The organism is Bacillota bacterium, from assembly GCA_040755295.1.
GTDB lineage: Bacteria > Bacillota > Desulfotomaculia > Desulfotomaculales > Ammonificaceae > SURF-55.
This window is the reverse complement of record JBFMBK010000002.1, coordinates 32,005-48,653: the sequence shown is the minus strand read 5'-3', so window position 1 is coordinate 48,653 and position 16,649 is coordinate 32,005. Positions and strand designations below refer to the sequence as shown.

Here is a 16,649-nt window from a genome sequence, read left to right as displayed (position 1 = left end):
AAGTCCTATGTCCTAAAGTCAAAGGACTGAGGACTGAGGACTGAGGACTGAAACGGAGGCTTGTTATAAGTGGAGGATCTCACACCGCGCCAGATTGTAGTGAAACTGAATGAATATATTGTAGGACAGGAGGAAGCGAAGCGTGCTGTTGCCGTCGCCCTGCGAAACCGGTATCGACGGAGTAAGCTGCCACCGGAACTGCGGGACGAGGTCATGCCTAAAAACATACTGATGATCGGGCCGACCGGTGTTGGGAAGACGGAGATAGCCAGAAGGCTGGCACGTCTCGTTAATGCGCCCTTTGTAAAGGTAGAGGCTACGAAATTCACGGAGATCGGTTATGTGGGCCGCGACGTAGAAGGAATGGTGCGTGACCTGTTGGAGACCGCGGTAAGGATGGTCCGGCAGGAGGAATACGCCGCGGTCGAGGAAAGATCGCAGGAGCTTGCCGCCGAGCGGATTATTGAATTGCTCGCACCCTATCCCGAGAAGTCGCGCAACCCCCTGGAGGCTATTTTCGGCGGCGCCCGGTCCGGCGATAACTTACAGACGGACGACCGAGTGCGGGAAATCGACAGTCAGCGGTATTTACTGAAACAAAAGCTTTCGGCGGGCGAACTGGAAAACGAACACCTTGAGATTGAGGTTGAAGATAAGGCGCTTCCTTTCCTTGAGATATTTTCGGGCGCCGGCGTCGAGGAAATGGGTTTCAACTTTCAAGATTTGATGGGGAACGTATTTCCGGCGAAGAAGAAAAAGCGGCGTGTGACGGTTCGCGACGCCAGGCGCATCCTGGCGCAGCAGGAGGCCGCTAAGCTGATCGATATGGAAGAGGTAACGGCGGAAGCCATCCGGCGGGCGGAGGAACAGGGGATTATCTTTATCGACGAGATTGATAAGGTTGCCGGGCGTGAGGGATCGGCGGGTCCTGACGTTTCGCGGGGCGGGGTGCAGCGGGATATCCTTCCGATTGTGGAGGGTTCAACGGTAACCAGTAAATATGGACCGGTTAAAACGGATCATATTCTTTTTATCGCAGCGGGGGCATTCCATGCCGTCAAGCCTTCGGATCTTATACCTGAACTTCAGGGGCGTTTTCCCATCCGCGTTGAGCTGAGCGCCTTGACCCGCGAGGATTTCCTTCAGATTCTGACCGAACCCTCCAACGCCATTGTAAGACAGTATACGGCACTGTTAGACACGGAAGGGGTTAAGCTGGTCTTTAAGGAAAACTCCCTTGTCGAAATCGCAAGAATAGCTTATACTATTAACGAACAGACGGAAAATATTGGGGCACGGCGTTTGCACACCGTATTAGAAAAACTTCTCGAAGAAGTCTCATTTCATGCCTCGGAGCTTCGGGGTCAGATCGTAAATATTGACGAAGCCTTTGTAACGTCGAAATTAGGTCCGATTGTCGAGCAGGAGGATCTTAGCCGTTATATTCTCTGATTAGCGTAATACCAAGAGGATCGCTTCCAGATTTTCAAAATAAAACAAGCCTGGAAGAGTGGTTCAAAACGAATCGACTAGTCAAGACAACTAAACGTCTTTCGCCTCAAACTTAGTAAAGGTCCCGAAGGCCGCGAAAAACAAGCATAGCGACGCCGGAAGTCGGAGGCAAGAGGTCGGGTTACCAGAAGTGTAGCTAAGAATTTCATACTTTTTTTGGACATCTGACTTCTGATATCCTGCATCTTGCTTCTAAAAATAGCTAGGCGTTAGTTTTGCAGCAGCTTCCGAGGGGTCTGCATAGGGGGAAGAAGTTGTGGAGCGTCTTTTAAAAAAGGCTCGCACCTTGAACGGAATACTGCAAAATACTTCCGATCATGTTGATTTTGCTGCGGTAGCGGCAACGCTTAACGAGTTGATTCGCGCCAACGTTTATTTAATCGATTATACGGGGAAGGTTTTAGGTTACTCCTTCATGACCGGCTTTTCCTGCAAGAGGATGCTTCGCGTGGTCGGGAAATCCGGTTTCCCTTCGGATTATCATGAAAGCCTGCTCGGGATCACCGAGACCAGGGCCAACTTTCACCAGGAGCACAACGCCTGCATATTCAATAACCGTGCGCCCTGCCGTTTCGAAGACGCAACTGTTACCGTCGTGCCCATTGTGGGTGCGGGCACGCGCTTGGGAACGGCGGTACTGACAAAATTCGCGCGTAATTTTGCGGTAAGTGATCTTATTCTTGCTGAACACGGCGGGACGGTCGTAGGGATGGAGATTTTTCGATCCCGTATGGAAAAGATGGCGGAAGAAACCCGCAAAAAAGCAGCGGTGCAGGTCGCCATGGGGTCGCTGTCATACTCCGAACTTGATGCCGCCCGACATGTGTTCGCGGAACTCGGCAAGGGGGAGGGGCTGCTGGTTGCCAGTAAGGTGGCCGATAAGGCGGGTATTACGCGTTCGGTTATCGTCAACGCCCTGCGCAAGTTCGAGAGTGCCGGCGTTATCGAAGCGCGTTCGCTCGGAATGAAAGGGACTTACATCCGCGTACTTAATGACCAGCTTATGGAGGAACTGAAACGGGCGTAATAAGGTCGTTGAACCCTGCCTTCCCGAAACCAACCGTCTTCCCAACTGGATTTCGAAATATGTTATATACATGTTTTACATCGGCCTTGGAGAACGAATCTATTGCGCGTCCCGGCGCGGCATGGTAAAATAAGCTTTGGCGTTGGCCAGAGGTGGAGGTGCAATGTACCAGACGGGTTTTTGTTACCCGCTTGGCCGGAAAGACATGCCAATGGGTATACCGTAGCGGTATGAATTAGGGAAACCTGTCCAAAAAGTGTTTTGCATCGATACTCAAATACTCACGCTGCCGGATTTCCGAAAGGGGTGCCTGCGGGTCTTTCGGGAAGGTGATGGCTGCGGCGGTAAAAACCCCGGCGGAAGGAGGTGGAGAAGTGGCGGTTGTTTCAATGAAGCAATTGCTTGAAGCAGGTGTGCATTTTGGGCATCAGACCAGACGTTGGAACCCCAAAATGGCGCCTTATATTTTTATGGACCGGAATGGGATCTATATTATTGATCTCCAGAAAACCGTTAGAAAAATTGATATCGCATACAACTTCATAAAGCAATTGGCGGCAGAGGGCGGAAGCGTTCTTTTCGTCGGGACGAAAAAGCAGGCCCAGCAGTCCATTCTTGAAGAGGCGCAGCGGAGCGGTATGTTTTTCGTAAACCAGCGCTGGCTCGGCGGTATGCTTACCAATTTTCAGACAATCAGACGCCGAGTTGAGCGGCTTCACGAACTGGAGCGGTTGGTCACAAACGGGCAACTGGAGCTGAGGCCCAAGAAAGAGGCCGCAGAGTTAATGCGTGAGATGGGCAAACTCCAGAAGTACCTCGGCGGCATAAAGAATATGCGTAACTTACCGGGCGCGTTGTATGTTGTGGACCCGCGCAAGGAAAGAATCGCGGTTGCCGAGGCCCGCAAGATAGGCATCCCTGTGGTGGCGATTGTCGATACCAACTGTGACCCGGACGAGATAGACTACGTGATTCCGGGCAACGATGATGCGATCAGGGCGGTACGCCTGATAACAAGTAAGATGGCCGATGCGGTGATCGAGGGTCGCGAAGGGGCTGCAGCTCCTCAGGCAGAAGAAGCGGCGGAATAGAAAAAAGGGGGGATTGCCCCCCTTTTTTATGAATCCGGATGGAATTCGGCCTTTTAAGGTCGGAGCTTTTTGGTTATAATCGCCTTACGGAAGAATTTAGCGATGAAAGGTGAAACGGAGGTTAAGGTTGGGTGGAGATTTCGGCAAAAATGGTAAAAGAGCTTAGAGAAAGAACCGGTGTGGGCATGATGGACTGCAAGAAAGCGCTTTCCGAAGCGGGAGGCGACCTTGAAAAGGCGGTCGTTATTCTTCGTGAAAAGGGGCTGGCGGAGGCGGCGAAGCGTTCGGGGCGCGCTGCGTCGGAAGGGTTGGTATCGGCGTATATTCACCCGGGCAGCCGTGTCGGCGTGATGGTCGAAGTCAACTGCGAGACGGATTTTGTAGCCAAGACGGAGGACTTCCAAAACCTTGTGCACGACTTAGCCTTGCAAATTGCTGCGTCGCGTCCGGAATACGTGTCACGCGAGGATGTTCCCGCGGAAACCGTCTCACAGGAAAAAGAAATTTTCAGGGCGCAGGCCGTAAACGAGGGGAAGCCGGAAAAGGTGATCGAAAAAATGGTGGAAGGACGCATCGATAAGTTTTTTAAGGAAATGTGCCTTCTTGATCAGCACTTTATTAAAAATCCGGATATTACCGTCCAAAGCCTGCTGCACGAAGTGGTCGCCCGGGTAGGGGAAAACATTGTTGTCAGGCGCTTTGTGCGGTACGAGCTGGGTGAAGGAATCAGGAACGGTTAATTGGTGGATTATCGAATAAGATTTATGAGCGATCTGACCGTCCAAAATTCTATACCAGGAGTTACCCGCGCATAGCGCACTGTGATGAATGGAAATGAGGACCCTTTAGCTGGCTGCTTAGAAGCAGTAACGTAACAAAGGCGGAACGCGGCGAGAAGTGACCCAGCAATGCATTACTTATCGCGGCGCCCAGCGAAAGAACGCTTATTTTAGAGGGAGATATGCAGATGCTTACACCCAAGTACCGCCGGGTTGTTGTGAAGATCAGCGGGGAGGCTCTCGCCGGCGAACAGGGATACGGTATCGATCCGGAAATGGCGTCCTTTGTAGCGAACGAGATAAAAGACGTGGTGCTGCAATACAGGATACAGATAGCGGTGGTGGTCGGCGGGGGCAACATCTGGCGGGGTATAGCCGGAAGCGCGAAAGGGATGGATCGTGCTACTGCAGACTATATGGGGATGCTAGCCACCACCGTCAATTCTCTGGCACTGCAGGATGCGCTGGAGAAGGCTAAAGTGGATACCCGGGTCCAGACAGCGATAGAAATGCGGGCGATCGCAGAACCCTACATCAGGCGCAGGGCGCTCCGCCACCTTGAAAAAGGCAGGGTAGTTATTTTTGCTGCCGGAACAGGCAACCCTTATTTTTCTACGGATACAACCGCCGCTCTGCGGGCGGCGGAGATCGAAGCGGACATAATCCTGATGGCCAAACGCGGTGTGGACGGCGTTTATGACGACGACCCGAAAAAGAATTCGAATGCTTGCAAGATAGACTCACTGAGCTATATTGAAATGCTCAACCGGGGATTGGGCGTGATGGATGCAACCGCGGCTTCCCTCTGTATGGACAACGGGATTCCTGTAATAGTCTTCAACGTCAGGGAGAAGGGTAACATCAGGAAGGCGATCCTGGGCGAGAGAATAGGCACGTTTATCGGAAACGGCGGGAATTAGGTCTGCAGGGTTTCTGTGCATCCTATTAAGAGCGGGAGATCGTAATATGGAAACCGACAGGGGTGGTTTAGTGTGCATGAACTGGTAAATCGTGCGGAAGAGTCGATGGAAAAAGCGGTCGAGCATTTGGCGAAAGATCTGGCCTCAATCAGGACGGGGCGGGCGACACCGGCGCTTCTGGAAAGAATTACGGTTGAATACTACGGAACCCAAACCCCTATCAACCAGCTTGCAACAATCAGCGTGCCGGAACCAAGGGTTCTGCTGATTCAGCCGTGGGATAAGACTGCGGTTGCCGGAATTGAACGGGCGATAATGAAATCGGATCTCGGTATCACTCCTGCGAGTGACGGCACGGTCATCCGTCTGGTGATGCCGCAGCCTACCCAGGAGCGCCGTCTGGAATTGGTCAGGATGGTGCGCAAAAAGGCTGAGGAAGGAAGGGTTGCCGTCAGGAATATTCGCCGGGACGCGAATGACGGATTAAAGGCGCAACAAAAAAAGGATTCCGTCATTACGGAAGACGAACTAAAAAGACTCCAGGGTGAGGTTCAGAAATTGACCGACAAGTACATAAAAGAGGTCGACGGTATACTGGCGATAAAAGAGAAAGAGATCATGGAAGTGTAAGCCGGTGTTCGAGGAGTTATTGGGCTGGGACCTCGAATCGGCTATATCCGTGATCAGCGAAGCCGGATATGCCTTTAAGGTTTGTTCTACGGGAGCATCCCGGTTGGAACCGGTCGGGAACCCCAGAGTGGCACGTATAACGGAAATTGAGGCAAATGTTGTCGAACTGATTGTGGTATACAATGATGAACCCGAGTCCATCTCATACTGCGATGAATTACCCCCGGGACCGGTCTGTTCCTAAGGGCGGTGTAAGTTGCCGCAAAGAGGGAAGAGTGGTGTGTTGTTTGCTGAGTCCGGTGGCATCCGATTGACGACCGTTTTGGGGAGGCATTGTTGTTGCTGAAGGGTATAGGCGGCCGGCGCAAAGCCGAAAAAGGTATGCCGCGCGATGAAAAATCGTTAAAGGCCCGGCTTGACGTCTCACGCCTGCCCCGGCACGTGGCGGTGATTATGGACGGAAACGGTCGTTGGGCGATAAAACGCGGTTTACCCAGGACACTGGGTCACCGTACCGGTGTAAACGCCTTGCGCCAGACAGTGCGTATTTGCGCCGAAGTCGGCGTGCCTGTGCTTTCGGCGTATGCCTTTTCTACGGAGAACTGGCGTCGTCCTCCCGACGAAGTGTCGTTTCTTATGGACCTTTTCGTGGAGTTCGCGGGAAATGAGATAGAGGAGCTAAAACGCAACGGGGTGCGGGTGAGGGTAATGGGCCGCGCCGAAGACCTCTCCAGGAAGGTTTCCGATGCTATTCACAGTCTTCAGCGGGAGACCTCCAGCGGAAGCCGGTTGACCCTGAACCTTGCCGTGAATTACGGCGCGCGCTGGGAAATAGTCGACGCCGTCAAGGCGATAGCCGGTAAGGTCGAGAACGGGAACCTGAAACCGCACGATATTGATGAAAAGATTGTCAGCGACCATCTCTATACGGCCGGGATGCCTGATCCGGATCTTCTCATCAGACCTGCGGGAGAGTTCCGGCTCAGCAATTTTCTGCTCTGGCAGCTTGCCTATACGGAGTTTTACGTTACACCGGTATTATGGCCCGATTTCGGGCGGGTTGACTTTCTTCAGGCCTTGATACATTACCAACAGCGCGAGCGCCGTTTTGGCGGCCTTAACCGGAAATTGTAGGGAAGGCGAGTCCTTTGCGGGAGACGGTTGTTAAAAATTGTGATGGCTTGTTGGTAAGGGTTGCAAGCGCCCTGGTTGGAATCCCGGTGTTTATTATGGCAGCCTGGTGGGGTCAATGGCCGCTTTTTTTATTGGTTGCGGCCCTTTACTTCACCGGCATACGGGAGATGCTGCGGCTCGCCGCCGGCACGGGCTTGAAACCCAGTTTTTCTCTGGCGTATGCAGGCGGATTCGTTTTACTGGCGGCCGCATATTATGATAGTGCCAGTTACCCGGCTGCGCTGGTCTGTTTTCTACTGATCTGTGCGGTAGCCCTGGTCTTTTTGTTTCCCCGCTATACGCTGCCGGAAGCGGGGGTTACCTTCTTCACCACCGCCTACCTGTCATTTTTCTTATACCTTTATCTGCTGAGGCTGTTGCCGCACGGGGGACAATGGTTACTTCTGGCGCTTGTCGCCACCTGGGCTTTTGACATCGTGGCCTATTTCGGCGGGCGCTTTTTGGGAAAGCGGCGCCTGGCGCCGGTTCTGAGCCCGGGAAAAACATTAGTGGGTTTCATTTCCGGTTTGCTCGGGAGCGCTGTAGCGTCGAGCCTTTTTTCATTCTGGCTGCCGTTCGACCGGGTATTTCTGTTCGGCCTGGGGCTGGTCGTAGGGGTTGCGGGACAGGTAGGCGACCTGGTGTTTTCGGCGGTAAAACGTACAACCGGGAATAAGGACACCGGTTGCTTGATTCCGGGACACGGCGGTGTTCTGGACCGGTTCGACAGCATGCTGCTTACCGCGCCGGTGGTTTACATGGCGGCGCGGTGGCTGATGAGTGTGGGGTGATAAGAAGCGTGCCGGATTGGTTGCGGCGGTTGCTAATCGCAACAGCGGGAATCGTAGCGGTTTCCTTTATAATCGTGTTTACGCTTTGGGTTTTGCGATACGTACTGATCGTGCTGATGCCTTTCATTATCGCCGGTATCTTTACGCTCTTTATGGAGCCGCTGGTCAGATTCTTCAGCCGGCGTTTACCGCGAGGTCTTGCCGTTCTCATTACGATGTTCATTTTCTTTGCGGGCGCCGGGCTTATAGTGACGCTGCTGGTGGCGCACCTGATCACAGAACTGGGCGACCTTTCACGCCGCCTCCCGTTATACATCAGCGAGTTTCAACAAATTCTTAACGTTTCCATCGCCTGGGTGCGGAAAGGGTATGGTTCTCTTCCCCCGGAAGCGGTGCAGTACCTTGAAAACACAATCAGCGCGGTTACTAACAGCGCCGGCAATACCGTCAGCCTGTTTATAAGTTCTTTCTTGAATTTTCTAGGTTCACTTCCCAACGCGGCGCTGGTTTTTGTGGTGAGCTTTATCGCGACCTATTTTATCAGCAGGGACCGGAAGGCCATGGGCAGGTTCTGGACCCGGGTGGTGCCGGCGCCGTGGGACCAGCAGGTACTCCTCCTCGGGCAGAAAGCGTTTAGCGCCTTTCTCGCCTACCTTAGGGCACAACTCATACTGGTGACGTTGACGATGTTCCTTTCGACCGTCGGCCTTTACATCCTTCATGTAAAGTACGCGCTGACGATGGGTCTTGTCATCGGGTTTTTCGATCTTTTACCGGTGCTTGGACCAAGCGCGGTATTCGTACCATGGATAATAATCGCGTTTTTAACCGGGACGCAGTCTTTCGGCCTAAAACTGCTGGTGCTGTATATTGTGGTTTTCGCAATAAGACAAATTTTTGAAGCGCGGATCGTCGCCATGAGCCTCGGACTTCATCCGTTGGTGGTTATGGTAGGGATGTATGCCGGGCTGAAGTTAATCGGTGTCGCAGGGCTTATCCTGGGACCGATAGTTGTGATTATCATTCAGGCGGCGTATAAGGCGGCGCGGGCCTCCATGAAAGGGAAGAAGATATAACCTTGCAAGTTAAAACCACGGATTTTTTTCGGCCGCCGGACTCTTGACGAAAAAATCTGAAAATGTAGACCAGTAAGCGTGTTGCTATAATACGGAAGAAAAACATGAACGGAACGTGGCGGGAAGTAATGCAGTGCAAGGAAGACCGGAGGATTCAGATGTCGGAAGCCGGAAACCAGAGGTCGGATTCAAAGTGGGAATTCGCAAAAGCGAATTTTTTCAAGATATCCGACTCCTTACCTCCTGCATCTGACTTCTGAAACAATGCGTTGCTTATCGCCGCGCCCTGCGAATAAACGCCTATTTTAAGGGAGGAAGAAGTTGGCGCGGGACATCGCTATCTTGGGAAGTACAGGATCGATCGGGAGGCAGACGCTGCAGTTGGCCGAGGAGTTTCCTGAACGGTTCAGAGTACGGGCGCTTGCGGGAGGCAGGAACTGGCGCCTGTTGCTGGAGCAGGCGATGTCTTTCCAACCGGAGGCGGTTGCGCTTCTACGGGAGGAAGATGCAGAAAGCCTCAGGGCCGCTTTGCCTTCCGGGATTGAGACAACTGTATTTTCCGGATCGGAAGGGCTTTCGCGTGTCGCCACCTGGCAGGGCGTTGATACCGTGCTTGCGGCGGTTTCGGGGTCCGCCGGCCTCGTGCCGGCCATAGCGGCGATTGAAGCCGGGAAGGATATAGCCCTGGCAAACAAGGAAACCCTGGTGGTCGCCGGTGAGGTGGTTACCCAGCTTGCGCGTGAAAAGGGCGTACGTCTTCTGACGGTAGACAGTGAACACTCGGCTGTATGGCAGTGCCTTGACGGGCGCCGCGGGATACGAAAGATTATCCTTACGGCGTCGGGGGGGCCTTTTCGGGAATACAGCCTTGAAGAGTTGTCGCGGGTTACGGCGGAAACGGCGCTTAAACATCCGACATGGCGTATGGGACCTAAAATCACCATAGACTCGGCTACCCTGATGAATAAGGGTTTGGAGGTTATCGAGGCGCACTGGCTGTTTGGGTCTGATTATGATAACATAATGGTACTGGTGCACCCGCAGAGTATCGTGCACGGGATGGTTGAGTTCGATGACGGCACGGTCATCGCGGCGTTGAGCACGGCGGATATGCGACTTCCCATCCTGTATGCCCTCACTTACCCGGAGAGGACGGGGAACAGTGTCACGCCGCTTAACCTTGCGGCGGTGGGAAGTCTTACTTTCGAGGAACCGGATACGGCCCGCTTTCCGTGCCTTGAATTAGCGGTTACCGCCGGACGGATAGGCGGGACCATGCCCGCGGTTTTAAACGCGGCGAACGAGGTAGCAGTGTCCGATTTTCTGGCGGGGAATATCCCTTTTACCCGGATTCCGGAGGTGGTGGAAAAAACGGTTTCCGCCCACTCCGTAAAAAAGGCGCCCGATCTGGCGCAGGTTCTGGCGGCCGATAAATGGGCAAGGGATAAGGCACAAGAGGTTATCAGGGAGTTGAAAAGATGCTGACTATTGTTTTATCTAATGTTCCGACTATTATTGCGGTAGTCGTGGTGCTGGGTGTACTGGTTTTTATTCATGAGGCCGGTCATTTCTTGATGGCCCGCGCTGTGGGAATAGGTGTCCACGAGTTCAGTCTCGGATTTGGGCCCCGGTTGTGGGGCATTAAAAGAGGGAAAAGCGCCTACAACCTCAGGGCGGTACCGCTGGGAGGGTTTGTCCGGCTTATCGGTATGGACCCTGATGATCCCGAGCGGGACCAGCCTTACAGCTTCGCGCGCAAACCGGTTCTCAGCCGGCTGGCCGTAATTACGGCGGGGCCAGCGATGAATTTCGTCCTTGCGGTGGTGGCGATAGCGGTTATCGCTTTCTCTCAGGGAATTCCCGAGGTCATCGTCCCTCAGGTGGCCAAAGTGCTTCCCGGATATCCCGCCGTTGCCGCAGGAATAAAGGAAGGGGACCGGATCCTGGCCGTCGACGGACAACGGGTGACCAGATCCGAGGAAGTGTCTACCCGGCTTGGGGAGAACCCCGGCCGCGAGAAGGTTTTAACCGTCGAACGAAAAGGACGGCAGTTGAAGGTGGCGGTGTTACCGCGTGTGGAGGCGGACGGGAAAGGCAAGGTAGGGATCGAAATCGGGGACAAGGTTCTCGCGTACAGGAAGATTAACGGTGTCGAAGCATTAGGCCAGGGGGTTCAGTACACCGGAATGGTTACGGGGCTAATCGCCGGCTTTATCCGAGACGTGTTTATCGGTGCCGCACCGACGGATGAAATAAGCGGGCCTGTTCGGGTGATCGCCTATATCGGGCAGGCAGCGAAACACGGCCTGTTATACCTTGTGGAGATGGTGGCTTTTCTGAGTATAAACGTTGGGTTTTTTAACCTCCTGCCCATTCCGGCACTCGACGGCGCCCGGATCGGTTTTCTGGCGTGGGAGGGTGTTACCAGACACCCGATCGACCCGGCCAAGGAAAACATGGTCCACCTGTTCGGTTTCGGAATTTTAATACTATTGATGGTCGCGGTTACTTATCACGACATCCTTCAGCTGTCGGCAGGCGTTAAGTAGGATTCCGGGCAAAGCGGCGGAGTGCGCCGTACACCTGCCGCGGCAAGGAATGCCCCGACCTTTGACTGAGAAGAATAGCTCCATAAAATTACAGGCGGGAAACGGCCTGTAATTTTTAAGCGGAATTAAAGAAGAGTCCCACATGCCGCATTCAGCGGCACAACGAAATCTGAAAATGGACTAAGAATATGGAAATAAATCAACCGCCAAGACGCCAAGGGAACCAAAATGAGTAATGCGTAAATCTGGACAATTTCATAATGTTTTGTGCCTGAGCACAGCGAAAAGGCGTGTTTATAAGGATGAAAATATAGACCCGTAAGCGTGTTGCTTAACTGCATTGTGTAACACAAAAAGCCATACGAGGAAGCTTTTAAACATGAAGGATGAACACTTGACGGAATGTAACACGGCTGCTCAAGCGGATGTGTGTCCCACACAGGGGGAGGACCGGTCCGCGGGGCGGTCGCGCCAGGTTGATGCGGTAACGCACAAACGGTTGACGCGCCCGGTAAAAATCGGCGGCGTGACGGTCGGCGGCGGGGCGCCCGTTGTTATACAGTCTATGACCAACACCGATACGCGCGATCCGGACGGCACCCTGGCGCAGATCATGGAGTGCGCGGCCTGCGGCTGCGAAGTGATCAGGGTGGCTGTTCCCGACGCGGAAGCGGCGGCTGCGTTGCCGAAAATAAAGGCGGGGTCTCCGATACCCGTAATCGCCGATATTCATTTTGACTACCGTCTGGCGTTACGGGCGCTTGAGGCGGGGATTGACGGTTTGCGGCTGAACCCCGGGAACATCGGCAGCCGCGAGAAGGTGCGCACGGTGGTGTGCGAGGCCCGGGAGCGCGGCGTTCCTATCCGCATCGGGGTCAACGCCGGCTCTTTGGAGAAGCGGCTGTTGAAAAAATACGGCGGCGTTACCGCGGAGGCGCTGGTGGAAAGCGCCGCGGATAACATCCGGCTGCTAGAAGACATGGATTTCAACGCGATTAAGGTCTCGGTCAAAGCGGCGGATGTTTCTATGATGATTAACGCTTACCGTCTGCTTGCCGGTGCGGTGGATTATCCCCTCCACGTAGGGGTGACCGAAGCGGGAACCATCCGCTCGGGGTTGATAAAATCAGCCATAGGCATCGGTGTATTGCTTTCCGAAGGGATAGGAGACACCATGCGGGTATCGCTTACCGCCGCGCCGCGGCACGAGGTTTGGGCGGCATGGGAAATACTCAAAGCCCTCGGCTTGCGGCGGCGCGGGGTGGAGCTTATCTCCTGTCCTACCTGCGGGCGCTGCGAAATAGATCTGATTAATCTGGCAACCTATATCGAGGAAAGGCTTCAGGGCGTAACGACGCCGCTGAAGGTAGCGGTGATGGGTTGTGTGGTAAACGGTCCGGGAGAAGCGCGGGAAGCGGACGTGGGAATCGCCGGCGGTAAGGGTGTGGGTTTGCTCTTCCGCAAGGGAGAGCCGGTGCGGACGATCCCCGAGACGGAGCTTGCCGAAAGCCTTCTCAAAGAAATAATAGCGATGGGCATAGCGGGAGTTTGAGGTTCTACGTTCTACGTTAAGGGCAAAAGCGGTTCTGACGCGTAAACATTTTCTTAATTCATACATTTTCTTGGCGTCTTGGCGGTTGATCGTTTTTAGGGGAGGTAAGAATTTTGCGTGTTTCCGAACTGCTGATTCCAACGCTGCGCGAGATCCCGGCCGAGGCCGAGGTTATAAGCCACCAGCTGTTGCTGCGGGCGGGGTTTATCCGTAAGGTGGCATCGGGGGTCTACACATATTTGCCCCTTGCCCAGCGCGTTTTACTGAAAATCATCGGCATTATCAGGGAAGAGATGAACCGGGCCGGCGGTCTGGAGATAATGATGCCCATCGTGCAGCCGGCTGAATTGTGGCACCGTTCGGGACGATGGAACGTGTACGGTTCGGAACTATTCCGGCTTAACGACAGGCATGAACGCGACTTCTGCCTGGGTCCGACACACGAAGAGATGGTGACATCCCTGGTCGCCGCTGAGGTACGCTCTTACAAACAACTGCCGCTTATGCTTTATCAGATCCAGAACAAGTACCGTGACGAACGCCGGCCGCGTTTCGGCCTCCTGCGCGGTCGAGAGTTCATCATGAAAGACCTCTACTCCTTCCACCGGAATGAGAAGGAACTTGACGACACTTACAGGGTGATGTACGACGCTTACAGCCGGGTTTTTACACGGATGGGGTTGAGGTTCCGGGCGGTGGAGGCGGATTCCGGCGCCATCGGCGGCAGCGGCAGTCACGAGTTTATGGTGCTGGCGGATTCGGGCGAGGCGGAAGTCGTATACTGCACGGATGGGGCCTGCGGGTACGCCGCCAACGTGGAAAAGGCCGAAAGCCTGTTTAATCCTTTGACCGGCGGCGAAGAAAGGCCGCTGGAACTTGTGGCTACACCGGGAATGCGCACCGTGGAAGAGGTTACCGGGTTTCTGGGGGTAAAACCGAACCAACTGGTCAAAACACTCATTTACCGTACGGAACGCGGATTGGCGGCCGCCCTGATCAGGGGGGACCGGGAGGTCAACGAGGTGAAACTGCAAAATCATCTCGACGTTTTGAACCTCGAGCTTGCGGACGCCGTGACGGTGGAGGCCGCGACCGGATCGCCGGTCGGATTTGCGGGGCCGGTGGGCCTTGACCTTCCGATGGTTATAGATCTTGAGGTTGCGGCGCTTAAATCGGGGGTGGCGGGCGCCAATAAAAACGACGCTCATTACCGTAACGTTTGTCTGGGACGGGATTTCGAGGTTCAAAACGTGGCCGATATAAGACTGGTCGCGGCGGGCGACCCTTGTCCCCGTTGCGGCCGACCGATGCTTGCGGTCCGGGGGATCGAGGTGGGGCAGGTATTCAAACTGGGGGAAAAGTACAGCCGGTTGATGGAAGCGAATTTTCTCGACGAGCAGGGAGAAAAGCATCCGATGGTGATGGGCACCTACGGGATCGGAGTGAGCCGGTCGATGGCCGCGGCGGTCGAACAGAACCATGACGCCCAAGGGATTGTCTGGCCCGCATCCATTGCGCCGTTCCAAGTTGCGGTCCTGCCGGTAAACAACCAGGACGCGCAGCAGAATGCGGCAGCCGGGAAGGTGTATGAAACATTGACGGCGTCCGGATTGGAAGCTGTTCTGGACGACCGCGACGAACGGCCCGGGGTTAAATTCAAGGATGCTGATCTGATAGGCTATCCGGTGCGGGTTACGGCGGGCCGCAACGTTTCAGAGGGTTTGGTGGAGGTGCGTAGCCGGAAAACCGGTGACAGCATACTAGTAAATGAAAACGATGCGGTGCCCGCGGTGTCCCGGTTGCTCCGCGAGTAATAGACTGTACCGTCCAAGGATGTCTCAATTACGGAAAGTAGAGTCACTTTATTGAATCCGGCTGCCGATATCCAGATCTGATTTCCGAATTACATTATCTGTGAGCCGCTTCTTGCCACGCCCTGCGGGGTTCATGGAATACTTACACGGGGAGACACGGATTGGCACAGGGAAGCAGCAGCAAATGGGCGGTTCTGGCGGCGGTTCAGGCCGGGACCGTAATGGGCCCGCTGGATGCCAGTATCGTTTATATAGCGCTTCCACGGATCGCCCAGGACTTCAAAGCAGATGCCGCAGCCGTCAGTTGGGTTTCCATGGCCTACCTGTTGTTTATCGGCTGCTTCATATTGATTTACGGACGCCTCGGGGACCTTTTCGGTAAGCGCGGCGTGTACCTTGCGGGGGTAGGGATTTTCACGTTGGGTTCGGTTGGTTGCGGTATGGCGCCGAACCTTTATATACTGATAGCGTGCCGGGCGCTGCAGGCTATCGGGGCCGGCATGAGCGTGGCCATAGCGCCAGGGATCATCACCGCCGTATTCCCCAGGGGAGAGCGGGGGCGCGCCCTGGGGCTCAATGCCATGGTGGCGGCGGCGGGGCTCAGCGCGGGGCCGGCTTTGGGAGGTTTCATCACCCAGCACTTTGACTGGCGGCTGGTGTTTTATGTAAACGTGCCCATAGGGTTGATAGCACTTCTTTGGGGTCTTTGGGTCATCCCGTTTGACGAGAAAAGAAAAAAAGAACCGTTCGACTGGGCGGGAGCGGTCCTCATATTTATATCACTGACCAGCGGGTTGTTGCTGCTCACTCAGGGCAGGCAGTTGTATTTTCCGGGGAACGTGTTCCTGCTGTTGTTCTTATGCATCGCCGGTATATACGGATTCTGGATGCAGGAAAGGCGCAGCCCTTACCCGATGTTGGACCTTGGAATATTTACGGAACGGATTTTTACCGCCGGCAATCTGGCTGCATTTTTTAACTACATGGCGCAGTACGTTGTCGTTTTCACCACTACCTTTTTCCTGCAGCAGCGGTTGGGTTTCGGAGCCGACAAGGCCGGTATGGTCATGACGGCCTTTCCGCTTTCGGTGCTTGCGGTGGCGCCCGTGGCGGGTACCGTATCCGACTATATCGGGTCCCGTTGGCTTGCGGTTGTGGGTTCTTTGTGCTGCGCGGCCGGCGCTGGTTTCCTCGGGTTGATCAGCACCAGCACGCACGCGACGGACATCGCGTGGCGGCTTGCCGTTTTCGGGGTCGGCACAGGTCTGTTTCAATCGCCGAATAACAGCGCCGTTATGGGTTCGGTCCCCCGGGAACGGCTGGGTATCGCCGGCGGGGTGATGGCCATGTCGCGGAGTGTTGGTATGACTTTCGGGATCGCGGTGGCCGCCGTGTTTACGGAGCGGCAGGCGGGTGCTGTTATCGGCGGATTGACGGGAACGGCCTGCCGGGAGGCTTATTTGACCGCCGCGGCGGTGGCGGCTGTGGGCGCAATGGTTTCCGCAACGGTGTACGGCCGGCCGCGCAAGCCGGATATGATATAGTAGCCGGTAGGCAGTAGACAGTAGACAGTAGGCAGTAGGCAGTAGGCAGTAGCTAGAAGGTAGAAGGCGGACTGTAGAATAGATAATACTTTTTCAATTCTATATTCTTTATTCTGACTGCCTCAGCCTTTGGAAAAGGTTATTCTGTGTTTCAAACCTTGAACTTTGAACCTTGAACTTTAAACTTTGAA

The 16,649-nt window shown here is 54.5% G+C and carries 15 protein-coding genes; all 15 read left to right on the top strand.

Annotated elements, in window-relative coordinates:
• Positions 1 to 69: 69 nt before the first annotated feature.
• The 15 genes from hslU (at position 70) to AB1500_02155 (ending at position 16,458) form a co-directional block, all read left to right on the top strand.
• Positions 70 to 1,452, top strand: a complete 1,383-nt coding sequence (gene hslU, locus AB1500_02225) for an ATP-dependent protease ATPase subunit HslU (protein ID MEW6181980.1) — start codon at positions 70 to 72, stop codon at positions 1,450 to 1,452.
• A gap of 316 nt (positions 1,453 to 1,768) precedes the next feature.
• Positions 1,769 to 2,539 (top strand): GTP-sensing pleiotropic transcriptional regulator CodY, encoded by a 771-nt coding sequence (gene codY, locus AB1500_02220; GenBank protein MEW6181979.1) that lies wholly within the window; start codon positions 1,769 to 1,771, stop codon positions 2,537 to 2,539.
• Positions 2,540 to 2,913: 374 nt separating this feature from the next.
• A complete protein-coding gene (gene rpsB, locus AB1500_02215) occupies positions 2,914 to 3,630 on the top strand; it encodes a 30S ribosomal protein S2 (protein ID MEW6181978.1) in 717 nt (238 codons plus the stop codon).
• Positions 3,631 to 3,761: 131 nt separating this feature from the next.
• Positions 3,762 to 4,370, top strand: a complete 609-nt coding sequence (tsf, locus tag AB1500_02210) for a translation elongation factor Ts (protein ID MEW6181977.1) — start codon at positions 3,762 to 3,764, stop codon at positions 4,368 to 4,370.
• Between the two features lie 227 nt (positions 4,371 to 4,597).
• Complete coding sequence (pyrH, locus tag AB1500_02205) at positions 4,598 to 5,329, top strand: UMP kinase (GenBank protein ID MEW6181976.1); 732 nt, start codon at positions 4,598 to 4,600, stop codon at positions 5,327 to 5,329.
• Between the two features lie 105 nt (positions 5,330 to 5,434).
• A complete protein-coding gene (frr, locus tag AB1500_02200; GenBank protein MEW6181975.1) occupies positions 5,435 to 5,959 on the top strand; it encodes a ribosome recycling factor in 525 nt (174 codons plus the stop codon).
• Between the two features lie 4 nt (positions 5,960 to 5,963).
• On the top strand, positions 5,964 to 6,203 hold the full coding sequence (locus AB1500_02195; protein ID MEW6181974.1) for a hypothetical protein: 240 nt from the start codon (positions 5,964 to 5,966) through the stop codon (positions 6,201 to 6,203).
• A gap of 95 nt (positions 6,204 to 6,298) precedes the next feature.
• Positions 6,299 to 7,093, top strand: coding sequence for an isoprenyl transferase (locus AB1500_02190; protein MEW6181973.1), 795 nt, complete (start codon positions 6,299 to 6,301; stop codon positions 7,091 to 7,093).
• A gap of 14 nt (positions 7,094 to 7,107) precedes the next feature.
• A complete protein-coding gene (locus AB1500_02185; protein MEW6181972.1) occupies positions 7,108 to 7,923 on the top strand; it encodes a phosphatidate cytidylyltransferase in 816 nt (271 codons plus the stop codon).
• Positions 7,902 to 8,999, top strand: a complete 1,098-nt coding sequence (gene ytvI / locus AB1500_02180) for a sporulation integral membrane protein YtvI (protein MEW6181971.1) — start codon at positions 7,902 to 7,904, stop codon at positions 8,997 to 8,999. Before AB1500_02185 ends, ytvI begins: the two co-directional genes overlap by 22 nt.
• A 321-nt stretch (positions 9,000 to 9,320) precedes the next feature.
• Positions 9,321 to 10,484, top strand: coding sequence for a 1-deoxy-D-xylulose-5-phosphate reductoisomerase (locus AB1500_02175; protein ID MEW6181970.1), 1,164 nt, complete (start codon positions 9,321 to 9,323; stop codon positions 10,482 to 10,484).
• Positions 10,478 to 11,548 carry an RIP metalloprotease RseP gene (gene rseP, locus AB1500_02170; protein MEW6181969.1) on the top strand — a complete coding sequence of 357 codons (1,071 nt, stop codon included), beginning with the start codon at positions 10,478 to 10,480 and terminating at the stop codon, positions 11,546 to 11,548. Before AB1500_02175 ends, rseP begins: the two co-directional genes overlap by 7 nt.
• Before the next feature lie 379 nt (positions 11,549 to 11,927).
• Complete coding sequence (gene ispG / locus AB1500_02165) at positions 11,928 to 13,100, top strand: flavodoxin-dependent (E)-4-hydroxy-3-methylbut-2-enyl-diphosphate synthase (protein ID MEW6181968.1); 1,173 nt, start codon at positions 11,928 to 11,930, stop codon at positions 13,098 to 13,100.
• A 113-nt stretch (positions 13,101 to 13,213) separates the two neighbouring features.
• On the top strand, positions 13,214 to 14,914 hold the full coding sequence (locus AB1500_02160) for a proline--tRNA ligase (protein ID MEW6181967.1): 1,701 nt from the start codon (positions 13,214 to 13,216) through the stop codon (positions 14,912 to 14,914).
• 161 nt (positions 14,915 to 15,075) lie between these two features.
• Positions 15,076 to 16,458: an MFS transporter gene (locus AB1500_02155; protein MEW6181966.1), complete on the top strand. Its 1,383-nt coding sequence runs from the start codon at positions 15,076 to 15,078 to the stop codon at positions 16,456 to 16,458.
• Positions 16,459 to 16,649 lie beyond the last annotated feature (191 nt).

Excerpts from the sequence above, each read along its gene's own strand:
- pyrH (MEW6181976.1), top strand. The coding sequence starts at position 4,598 with ATGCTTACACCCAAGTACCGCCGGGTTGTTGTGAAGATCAGCGGGGAG.
- frr (MEW6181975.1), top strand. The coding sequence starts at position 5,435 with ATGGAAAAAGCGGTCGAGCATTTGGCGAAAGATCTGGCCTCAATCAGG.
- rseP (MEW6181969.1), top strand. The coding sequence starts at position 10,478 with ATGCTGACTATTGTTTTATCTAATGTTCCGACTATTATTGCGGTAGTC.
- ispG (MEW6181968.1), top strand. The coding sequence starts at position 11,928 with ATGAAGGATGAACACTTGACGGAATGTAACACGGCTGCTCAAGCGGAT.